We start from the raw sequence: 10,166 nt of genomic DNA, 5'->3' as shown, positions 1-10,166 counted from the left end.
CATTTTGCCCGGCGTGGTGATCGGCGACCGCGCCGTCGTCACCGCGGGCACCGTCGTCCATCAAGACGTCCCGTCCGGGGCGATGGTCGCCGGCTGCCCGATGCGCATCGTCCGCCGGAATGAACCGCCTTCCGATTGAACGGGGGCGGTTTTCCATTTTGGAATAGGAAAAAAGGAAAGAAACAAAAAAGGAGAATTGGGGATTTTGGCAAGATGGATCGCCGCTATTTTCATTAGAGTGCAGATCACTGCCTATGCCGTGTGGAACGAAGCGCTTCTTGTTTTTGAAGCGATCTTGTCCGTTTTGTTATTTGTAAAGCATTCCCCCCTTGACGCTGTGGCCGCAAAGGAGTAAACTACTAATAACTTCACTTCTCTACCATATTAGCAAACTAAAGCATTTTGATAAAGGGCGTGGGGACATGGCAAAAAAGCTGTTTATGTTTGAAAAACCGTTAGGCATGCGCGATACGCTGCCGTTTTTATATGAGTTGAAAAAACAAGTGCGCTCGGTGATGGCGGAGGAAATTGAGCGCTGGGGGTACGAGTTTATTGAAACGCCGACGCTTGAGTATTATGAAACGGTCGGGGCGGCGTCGGCGATTGCCGATCATCGGCTGTTTAAGCTTCTCGACCAGCAAGGGCATACGCTCGTGCTTCGGCCGGATATGACGGCGCCGATCGCCCGGGTGGCGGCGTCAAGGCTTTATGAAGACGGCAATCCGCTCCGGTTGGCGTACAACGCCAATGTGTTCCGCGCCCAGCAGCGCGAAGGCGGGCGGCCGGCGGAGTTTGAGCAGATCGGTGTGGAGTTGATTGGCGACGGCACGGTGACGGCCGACGCCGAGGTCATCAGCTTAATGGTCGCGTTGTTGAAGCGCGTGGGGTTGGGCCGCTTTTCGGTGGCGGTCGGCCATATTGGGTATGTGAACGCACTGTTTTTGGAGATTTTAGGGAATGAGGAGCGGGCGAGTGTATTGCGCCGTTTTTTATATGAGAAAAATTACGTCGGCTACCGTGAACATGTGAAGTCGTGGCCGCTTTCGTCGATCGATCAAAAGCGGCTGTTGGATCTTCTTTCCTTGCGTGGCGGAACGGACGTGATCGAACAGGCGAAAACGCTCGTCACAAGCGAGGAGGGGCGGCGGTCGGCCGATGAGCTGGCGGCGCTCATGGCGGCGCTTCGGACGTACGGAGTGGCCGAGGCGGTGAAGCTCGATATGGCGCTTGTCAGCCATATGAGCTATTACACTGGCATTTTGTTTGAAGTGTACGCCGAGCAGGTTGGATTCCCGATCGGCAACGGCGGGCGGTATGATGATTTATTGGCGAAGTTCTCGCGCCCGGCGCCGGCGACGGGGTTTGGGTTGCGCGTCGATCGGTTGATTGAGGCGATTGGGGAAACGGATGTGCGCGATGACATCGAGTGCATCGTGTTCAGCCAAGAGCGGCTGGCGGAAGCGGTGGAATTGGCCGAAGCGAAACGGGCGGAAGGCAAGCGCGTCGTCTTGCAGCACATTGCCGGCATTCGTGATATTGACGCCTACAGCCAGCGCTACCGGTCGATCGTGTATTTGCTTGGCCGCAGCGGGCGCGATGGGCAGTGAACATAACAGAGAAGGGGCCGCCGGTTGGTCATCGACGCTGTTGAAAACGGCAGCGATTGGCGGGACAGAGCGGATGCGAAGAACGGACGGGAGAGGCTGCCCATGGCGGTGGAGAGCATGCGGTGTAATCGAGGACCAGCGCCGCATTTGACATGATGAGGAGCAAGGAGGAAGAATGATGCTGACGATTGCCATGCCAAAAGGGCGCATTTTTGAAGAGGCGGTCGAGTTGCTGCGGCGAGCGGATTATGCGCTGCCGCCGGAATTTACCGAGTCGCGCAAGCTCGTCATTGATGTGCCAGAGGAAAACATGCGCTTTATTTTGGCGAAACCGATGGATGTCGTCACCTATGTCGAGCATGGGGTCGCGGATTTGGGCATTGCCGGCAAGGACGTGCTGATGGAAGAAGAACGGGATGTGTACGAACTGCTCGATTTGCAAATCAGCCGCTGCCATTTGGCGGTCGCCGGGCTGCCCGGCGCCAAGATGAACGAGATCGCACCAAGGGTGGCGACGAAATACCCGAACATCGCGTCAACGTATTTTCGCGAGCAAGGCGAGCAAGTCGAAATCATCCGCCTGAACGGATCCATTGAACTCGCCCCGCTGATCGGCCTTGCCGACCGGATCGTGGACATCGTTTCCACGGGGCGGACGCTCAGAGAAAACGGGCTTGTCGAGCTTGAACGGATCGCCGAGGTGACGTCGCGCCTGATTGTCAACCCGGCGAGCTACCGGCTAAACGGCGGGGACATTGAACGGTTGGTCGACCGATTGGCGGCGGTCATTCCCCAGCCGTAGGAAAAAAGGTGTGACAGAGCGGAAATGGGCGGTTTCCGAAGAATGGGTTGGTGGAGATTCGGGAATGGCGGAGCGGCGTTGACAACGCCGTTGGAAAATAGCATATAGATGCAACGAAGAAGTTTAACATATCCTTGACGGAAAAGCGGTTTGTCCATTTTCGACTGTCGAAGGCAAGCCACAGGCTTGCCTCCGTCACGCCAAGGCGTGACGGAAGACCGAACAACCGCCTGCTTCACAGACCCATATATGGGTCTTTAAGCGGTGTTGTTCGGTCGTCCGACAGTCGATCAAATACTCGGTAAAAGCTGCAAATGGTAAAGCTTCAAATTGTATCTATACAGATTGCCAATGGACGAAAACCGATGGACGTCACAGAAAGGGGAGCGAACGATGAAAATCGAACGGATCCGAGGCGGCGTTTCGCTGCGGCGCACGATTGAAAGCGGAACGGAGGAGCAGCGGCGCGCGGTGCTTGATATCATCGCCAACGTGCGCGCCCGCGGCGATGCGGTGCTCAAAGAATATACAGAACGGTTTGACGGCGTAAGCTTGGATTCGCTCAAGGTGACGGAAGAGGAAATGAAGCGCGCGCATGCGGCGATGGACGCGGAGATGCTGGAGATCATTCGCCAAGCGGCGGCGAACATTCGCGACTACCATGAGCGGCAAAAGCGCGAATCATGGTGGATGACGAAAGAAGACGGCACCATTCTCGGACAAAAGGTGACGCCGCTCGATGCGGTCGGGTTGTACGTGCCAGGCGGGACGGCCGCTTATCCGTCGTCTGTGCTGATGAACGTTATTCCCGCACAAGTGGCGGGGGTGAAACGGATTGTCATCACCTCGCCGCCAAACAAAGACGGCACGCTCCCGGCTGGGGTGCTGGCCGCCGCCTATGAACTCGGCGTGACGGAAATTTACAAAGTCGGCGGCGCGCAGGCGATCGCCGCGCTTGCTTACGGGACGGAAACGATCCGGCCGGTTGACAAAATTTTCGGGCCGGGCAATATTTATGTGGCATTGGCGAAGCGGGAAGTGTTCGGGCATGTGGCGATCGACATGATCGCAGGGCCGAGCGAAATTGTTGTGCTGGCGGATGAAACGGCCCGACCGGATGAGATTGCGGCCGATTTGTTGTCGCAAGCCGAGCATGACGTGCGGGCGTCGGCCATTTTGGTGACGCCGTCGATGAAATTGGCGCTGGCGGTGGCGAGCGAAGTCGAACGGCAGCTTGAAACGCTGCCGCGCCGCGACATTGCCCAAGCGGCGCTTGAGAACTACGGCGCCATTTACGTCACCGAGACGCTTGAGGAAGCGGTCGATGTTGTGAACGAACTGGCGCCGGAGCATTTGGAAGTGATGACGGCGGAACCGCTCGCGCTGCTCGGCCGGCTCCGCCATGCGGGAGCGATGTTTTTCGGCCGCTTCAGCTCCGAGCCGGTCGGCGACTATTTCGCCGGGCCGAACCACGTGCTGCCGACGAACGGTACGGCAAGGTTTTCAAGCGGCTTGAGCGTTGATGAGTTTGTGAAAAAATCAAGCGTGATCGTTTACAGCGAAGCCGCATTGAAACAACATGGAGAAAAAATCGCCGCCTTTGCCCGCCTCGAGGGGCTGGAGGCGCACGCGCGCGCCATTGAGGTGCGGCTCGAGAAAGGGGAATGAATGATGGCAAGGGAAGCAACGATCGCAAGAACGACGAACGAGACGAGCATTGAGCTGCGTTTGGCGATTGACGGCGAAGGAAAAGCCGAACTGGAAACGGGCGTGCCGTTTTTAACCCATATGCTCGATTTGTTCGCCAAGCACGGCCAGTTCGATTTGCGCATTGACGCGAAAGGCGACACGCATATTGACGACCACCATACGACGGAAGACATCGGCATTTGCCTCGGGCAGGCGGTCAAGGAAGCGCTTGGCGACAAAAAAGGAATCAAGCGGTACGGCAACGCGTTTGTGCCGATGGATGACGCCTTGGCGCAAGTTGTGATCGACTTGAGCAATCGCCCGCATTTTGAGTTTCGCGGCGAGTTTCCGGCAGCGAAAGTCGGCGCGTTTGATGTCGAGCTCGTGCATGAGTTTTTATGGAAACTGGCGCTTGAAGCGCGGATGAACTTGCATGTCATCGTCCATTACGGGCGCAATACGCACCATATGATCGAAGCGGTGTTTAAGGCGCTCGGGCGGGCGTTGGATGAAGCAACGATGATCGACCCGCGCGTCAAAGGCGTTCCGTCGACAAAAGGGATGCTGTAGCCGATGGAGTGGGGCGCCCCCCGTGGGGAAAGAGTTCCGCAGGCGCAGGAAAGGCGGTCGGATCGAGGCAGCGCTTCCTGCGGGAAAAGCTCCATGGATGCAGGAAAGGCGACCGGATGCCAAGGAGAGGTTTGCACATGGAAGGAGCGCCGTAAAAAAGCATGCCGCCATACCGTTGTTCATTGAACAAGGGGATGGGCATGGATCAGGGAAGAAAGGAATGGGATGACGATGATCGGGATCATCGACTATGGCATGGGCAACTTATACAGCGTCAGCAAAGCGCTCGAGCGGCTCGGCTGTCCGTATGTCCTAAGCGGCGACAAAGAGGAGCTCGAGCAGGCGCGCGGGCTGATTTTGCCCGGTGTCGGCTCGTTTCGCGATGCGATGCACATTTTAAATGAGACAGGCCTAGCTGCTTTCATCCGTTCGGCGGTTGAAAACGGCACGCCGCTGCTCGGCATTTGTTTAGGGATGCAGCTGTTGTTTGACGAAAGCGAAGAAAACGGGCCGACAAAAGGGCTTGGCTTGCTTCGCGGCCGCGCCGTCCGCTTTCCGGGCGTCACGAAAACCGGCGAGCCATACAAAGTGCCGCACATGGGCTGGAACCGGCTCCGCTTCCGTCGTCCGTCGCCGCTCCTTCGTGGCGTCGAGGAAGGGCATGTCTATTTTGTCCATTCGTATTATGTCATTCCAGGGGATGAGGACGTCGTGCTCGCGAGCAGTGAATATGACGTTGATGTTCCGGCGGTCGTCGGGCGCGGTTGTGTGTTTGGCACACAGTTTCATCCGGAAAAAAGCGGTGCGGTCGGCATGAGCATCTTGAACAATTATGTCGGCATCGTCACGGGGAGGAGGAACGGTTGATGGCGGCGTTTACGATTTATCCGGCGGTCGATATGCGCGGCGGCAAGTGCGTCCGCCTGCTGCAAGGCGATTACAACAAAGAAACGGTGTACGGCGACTCGCCGGTGGCGATGGCCGAGCAGTTTGCGGCCCAAGGAGCGGAGTGGATTCATATGGTTGATTTGGACGGGGCGAAAGAAGGGCGGCGGGTGAACGACCGGTTTGTTGTTGAGGCGGCCCGTTTGGGCGTCAACGTGCAAGTGGGCGGCGGCATCCGGACGGAAGAGGATATCGTGCATTATTTAGAAAATGGGGTCGCCCGCGTCATTTTAGGAAGCGCGGCCATTTCCGACCCGCCGTTTGTGAAAAAGATGCTCCAAAAATACGGCCGCCGCATCGTGATTGGCATTGACGCCCGCGACGGCTTCGTGGCGACGGAAGGGTGGCTGGCGACGTCGAACGTCAAGGCGGAAGAGCTCGGGCGGATGCTCGCTGAGGCGGGGGCGGAGACGTTTATCTTTACGGACATTGCAACGGACGGCACGCTGTCGGGCCCGAACATCGCCGCCGCGGTCCGGTTGGCCGAGGCGACGGGAAAAGAAGTGATCGCTTCTGGCGGCGTCAGCTCGCTTGACGATTTGCGCGCGCTCTGCCAATATGCTGGACAAGGCATCGGCGGGGCGATCGTCGGCAAGGCGCTTTATACGAATCAGTTTACGCTCGCGGAAGCGTTAAAGGCGGTGAGCGGGCGATGATCACGAAGCGCATCATCCGTGCCTCGATGTGAAAGACGGGCGCGTCGTCAAAGGAGTGCAATTTGTCCAGCTGCGCGATGCCGGCGATCCGGTGGAGCTCGCGAAGGCGTACGATGAGCAAGGGGCGGACGAGCTCGTGTTTTTGGACATTTCCGCTTCCCATGAAGGGCGGAAAACGATGGTCGATGTCGTCGAGCGCGTCGCCGCCCAGCTGGCGATTCCGTTTACGGTCGGCGGCGGCATCCACTCGCTTGAGGATATGAAGTGGATGCTTCGCGCCGGGGCCGACAAAGTGTCGCTCAACACCGCCGCGGTGCTCCATCCGACCTTGATCACGGAAGGGGCGGACTTTTTCGGTTCGCAATGCATCGTCGTCGCCATTGACGCGAAATACGATGAAACGCTTGGTTCATGGCGCGTCTATACGCACGGCGGCCGCAACGCCACGGACTGGGAAGTCGTCGCTTGGGCGCAGGAAGCGGTCCGTCTTGGCGCTGGGGAGATTTTGCTGACGAGCATGGACGCGGACGGCGGCAAAAACGGTTTTGATATTGAGTTGACGCGCAAAGTGAGCGAAGCGGTCTCGGTTCCGGTCATCGCCTCGGGCGGCGCTGGCAAGGCGGAGCATTTCCTCGAAGCGTTCGAAAAAGGGAAAGCAGACGCGGCGCTGGCGGCATCGATTTTCCATTACAAAGAAACGTCGGTGGGACAAGTGAAAGCGTACTTGAAAGAAAGAGGGGTGAACGTGCGATGACGGCGGATATTTGCTTTGATGAAAAAGGGCTTGTACCCGCGATCGTACAAGATGCGCAAAGCAAGGAAGTGCTCACGCTCGCCTATATGAACAAAGAGTCGCTTGAAAAAACGCTGGAGACCGGAGAAACATGGTTTTACAGCCGCTCGCGCCAAGAACTATGGCATAAAGGGGCGACATCTGGAAACGTGCAGCGCGTTGTTGACATCCGCTACGACTGCGACGCCGACGCCCTGCTCGTTCTCGTCGAGCCGGCCGGCCCGGCTTGCCATACCGGGTCGTATTCCTGTTTTTCCCGCTCGCTGGACGGCGCGGCGCGCACGCCGGCGGCCGACCGGTTTGCCATTTTGAACGAGTTGGAACAGATCATCGCCAAGCGCGACGCCGAACGGCCGGAAGGGTCGTACACGACGTACTTGTTTGAAAAAGGCGTCGATAAGATTTTGAAAAAAGTCGGCGAAGAAGCGGCGGAAGTCATCATCGCCGCCAAAAACCAAAACCACGAGGAATTGAAATGGGAAGCAGCCGACTTATTGTACCATTTGCTTGTGCTGTTGCGCGAACAAAAGCTACCGCTTGACGCGGTGCTTGCGACGCTTGCCGAGCGGCACGCGCAAAAGGCGGGAGCGGGCGACAAAAAAGAATAAGATGGTTAGGTGAGAAAAAGGAACGTCTGTCATTGCGCCGGCGTTCCTTTTTTGCACGGAAAAACCGCATTCCTAAAGTTTCTTGCTTGTTTTCGCCGTCGATATGGTATACTGTTGTTCGACGAATTTTACGGACGACGGAGGACAGAATGGGAAAACAACTGAAGCGATCATCACGAAAAGCGACGATTGTACCATTCATTCAAAGCGGAGATTACTTTTTTAAAAAAGGAATGAAAGCATACGACCGAGGCGATTTGGAAAAGGCGAGGAAATATTTGGAGCGCGCCGTTCGTTTGGATGAGTACGACGCCTCATTCGCCTTGCAGCTCGCCCTTGTGCTGTCGGAGCTTGGTGAATATCAATTTTCCAATCAATGGCTGTTTAAAATTATCCATGATTTGGACGAAACGATGTACGACTGTTTGTATTTTTTGGCGAACAATTTCGCCTGCCTCGGCTTGTTTCGTGAAGCGAGGCAATACGCGGAGCGTTATTTGGCGCATGAGCCGGCCGGAGAGTTTGCCGACGATGCCGCTGACTTGCTTGAGCTGCTTCGGCTCGATGGATCGGAATGGACGGAAGAAGAGGAGCAGCTGATGGTGCTGGAGGATCGGGCCCGCCGTTTGCTTGAGGAGGAGCGGTTTGCGGAAGCGATTGAAGCGCTTGAAGCGCTCGTCGCGCGCTATCCGGACGTTTGGTCGGCGCATAACAATTTGGCGCTTGCTTATTTTTACAGCGGCGATGTCGACAAAGCGAAACAGAAAGTGCGTGAAGTGCTCAAACGCGATCCCGGCAATTTGCATGCGCTTTGCAACGCGCTTGTCTTCGCCTATTACTTGCGTGAGGAAGAACAGGCGGCCGCGCTTTGCGAGACGCTGGCCGGTTTGTATCCGTTTTTTCGCGAGCATCAATACAAGCTCGGGGCGACGTTCGCGCTTGTCGGGCGGTTCGATCTGGCGTTCCGTTGGCTGCACCGTTTGTATAAACAAGGCTTTGACGGTGATGGGCCATTTTATTATTGGCTCGCTTGCGCTGCCTACTATACTGGCCATGAGTCGCTCGCTCGGCAAATGTGGGAGGTGCTTGCCACCCTTCATCCCGAAAAACGCGGTGAGGAGCCGTGGGCCGTTTCAGCGCCGGTGGATGAGGCGCTCATCCGCTTGATGGCTTGGCTGGAGGGCGACGAGCTGGCCGACCGTCTGTACGGATTGTACTTGTTCAGCCGCTCGCCGCAGGCGAAAGAGGCATCGATGTCGCTTGCGGTATGCCGCCTCTTGCCGTCCGATCCCCGTCTGCGCCCGTTTATCGACTGCTTTTTGTTCGGCTTAACCGATGGCCCGTCCGCTTGGGCGGCGAACATCGGCCGCATGGTCGATGCGCTTTCGGCGCATAATGAGGAAAAGGAAGCGCTCTGCCGCTTCGCCTTCGCGATGGCCGTCCATCCGTCGGCTGATCGCGAGCCATTTGCGAACGGAGCCGCGTGGGCGGCGGCGATCGAATACATGTGGCGCCGACAGCAAGGAGAGCGTGTGACGCAAAGAGAGATGGCGGCCAAATACGGCGTTTCGGCGGCGACGGTGCAAAAATACGTGCAAAAAGCGCGCCGGCTCTATACATGAGCAAATCAATAGACAGGGCGAATCGACTTCTATACGATGAAAATGGAAGGATTCTCAAGCGAGGGAGTGGACGGTGTGGCAGACGAAAAAATTTACGATGTCATTATTGCCGGAGCCGGGCCGGCTGGGCTGACGGCGGCTGTCTATACATCGCGCGCCAATTTGTCGACGCTGATGATCGAGCGCGGCGTCCCGGGCGGGCAGATGGTCAACACTGAGGAAGTCGAGAACTATCCTGGCTTTGAAACGATTTTAGGCCCGGAATTGGCGACGAAAATGTTTGAGCATGCGAAAAAATTCGGCGCGGAGTACGCATACGGCGATGTGAAAGAAATCATCGATGGCGAGGCGTACAAAACGGTCATCGTCGGCGACAAAGAGTACAAGGCCCGCGCGGTCATCATCGCCACCGGAGCGGAATATAAAAAACTCGGCGTACCGGGTGAAGCGGAGCTCGGCGGCCGCGGCGTTTCGTACTGTGCGGTGTGCGACGGGGCGTTTTTCAAAGGGAAAGATTTGGTCGTCGTGGGCGGGGGCGACTCGGCGGTCGAAGAGGGCGTCTATTTGACGCGGTTTGCCAATAAAGTGACGATCGTTCACCGCCGCGACAAGCTGCGGGCGCAAAAAATTTTGCAAGACCGGGCGTTCGCCAATGAAAAAATTGATTTCATCTGGAACCATACGGTGAAACAAATCAACGAAAAGGACGGAAAAGTCGGCAGCGTGACGCTTGTGCATACGCAAACGGGCGAGGAGCGCGAATTTCCGTGCGACGGCGTTTTCATTTACATCGGGATGGTGCCGCTCTCGAAGCCGTTTGCCAATCTTGGCATCACGAATGAAAACGGCTATATCGTCACGAACGAAAAGATGG

The 10,166-nt window shown here is 57.0% G+C and carries 9 protein-coding genes and 2 pseudogenes; all 11 read left to right on the top strand.

Annotated elements, in window-relative coordinates; translation table 11 throughout:
* Nucleotides 1-139, top strand: a pseudogene (locus I656_RS0115980) (acetyltransferase); the annotation flags it as partial.
* A 283-nt stretch (nt 140-422) separates the two neighbouring features.
* A complete protein-coding gene (locus tag I656_RS05505; protein WP_013146385.1) occupies nt 423-1,607 on the top strand; it encodes an ATP phosphoribosyltransferase regulatory subunit in 1,185 nt (394 codons plus the stop codon).
* Nucleotides 1,608-1,785: 178 nt separating this feature from the next.
* The gene (gene hisG / locus I656_RS05510; protein ID WP_013146384.1) at nt 1,786-2,409 is read left to right on the top strand and encodes an ATP phosphoribosyltransferase; all 624 of its coding nucleotides are present in this window, start codon (nt 1,786-1,788) and stop codon (nt 2,407-2,409) included.
* Nucleotides 2,410-2,802: 393 nt separating this feature from the next.
* Complete coding sequence (gene hisD / locus I656_RS05515) at nt 2,803-4,077, top strand: histidinol dehydrogenase (RefSeq protein WP_033006003.1); 1,275 nt, start codon at nt 2,803-2,805, stop codon at nt 4,075-4,077.
* 3 nt (nt 4,078-4,080) lie between these two features.
* Complete coding sequence (hisB, locus tag I656_RS05520; protein WP_033006014.1) at nt 4,081-4,668, top strand: imidazoleglycerol-phosphate dehydratase HisB; 588 nt, start codon at nt 4,081-4,083, stop codon at nt 4,666-4,668.
* A 225-nt stretch (nt 4,669-4,893) separates the two neighbouring features.
* Nucleotides 4,894-5,535, top strand: a complete 642-nt coding sequence (gene hisH / locus I656_RS05525) for an imidazole glycerol phosphate synthase subunit HisH (RefSeq protein ID WP_020755651.1) — start codon at nt 4,894-4,896, stop codon at nt 5,533-5,535.
* On the top strand, nt 5,535-6,269 hold the full coding sequence (gene hisA / locus I656_RS05530; protein WP_033006000.1) for a 1-(5-phosphoribosyl)-5-[(5-phosphoribosylamino)methylideneamino]imidazole-4-carboxamide isomerase: 735 nt from the start codon (nt 5,535-5,537) through the stop codon (nt 6,267-6,269). Before hisH ends, hisA begins: the two co-directional genes overlap by 1 nt.
* A pseudogene (gene hisF, locus I656_RS05535) lies at nt 6,266-7,023 on the top strand (imidazole glycerol phosphate synthase subunit HisF). The gene hisA and the pseudogene hisF overlap by 4 nt, the downstream one beginning before the upstream one ends.
* Nucleotides 7,020-7,670, top strand: coding sequence for a bifunctional phosphoribosyl-AMP cyclohydrolase/phosphoribosyl-ATP diphosphatase HisIE (gene hisIE / locus I656_RS05540; protein ID WP_020755648.1), 651 nt, complete (start codon nt 7,020-7,022; stop codon nt 7,668-7,670). The pseudogene hisF and the gene hisIE overlap by 4 nt, the downstream one beginning before the upstream one ends.
* 149 nt (nt 7,671-7,819) lie before the next feature.
* Nucleotides 7,820-9,292 carry a tetratricopeptide repeat protein gene (locus tag I656_RS05545; RefSeq protein WP_033005999.1) on the top strand — a complete coding sequence of 491 codons (1,473 nt, stop codon included), beginning with the start codon at nt 7,820-7,822 and terminating at the stop codon, nt 9,290-9,292.
* A 75-nt stretch (nt 9,293-9,367) separates the two neighbouring features.
* Nucleotides 9,368-10,166: thioredoxin-disulfide reductase (gene trxB / locus I656_RS05550; RefSeq protein ID WP_020755646.1), on the top strand; the 799-nt coding region annotated here is incomplete at its 3' end.

This window comes from Geobacillus sp. WSUCF1 (genome assembly GCF_000422025.1).
In the GTDB taxonomy this organism is placed as follows: Bacteria; Bacillota; Bacilli; order Bacillales; family Anoxybacillaceae; genus Geobacillus; species Geobacillus zalihae.
This window is presented reverse-complemented; position numbering and strand designations above follow the sequence as displayed.

Coding starts and splice junctions, on each gene's coding strand:
- hisG (WP_013146384.1), top strand. CDS start 1,786: ATGCTGACGATTGCCATGCCAAAAGGGCGCATTTTTGAAGAGGCGGTC.
- hisH (WP_020755651.1), top strand. CDS start 4,894: ATGACGATGATCGGGATCATCGACTATGGCATGGGCAACTTATACAGC.
- hisD (WP_033006003.1), top strand. CDS start 2,803: ATGAAAATCGAACGGATCCGAGGCGGCGTTTCGCTGCGGCGCACGATT.
- I656_RS05505 (WP_013146385.1), top strand. CDS start 423: ATGGCAAAAAAGCTGTTTATGTTTGAAAAACCGTTAGGCATGCGCGAT.
- hisA (WP_033006000.1), top strand. CDS start 5,535: ATGGCGGCGTTTACGATTTATCCGGCGGTCGATATGCGCGGCGGCAAG.
- I656_RS05545 (WP_033005999.1), top strand. CDS start 7,820: ATGGGAAAACAACTGAAGCGATCATCACGAAAAGCGACGATTGTACCA.
- hisB (WP_033006014.1), top strand. CDS start 4,081: ATGGCAAGGGAAGCAACGATCGCAAGAACGACGAACGAGACGAGCATT.
- hisIE (WP_020755648.1), top strand. CDS start 7,020: ATGACGGCGGATATTTGCTTTGATGAAAAAGGGCTTGTACCCGCGATC.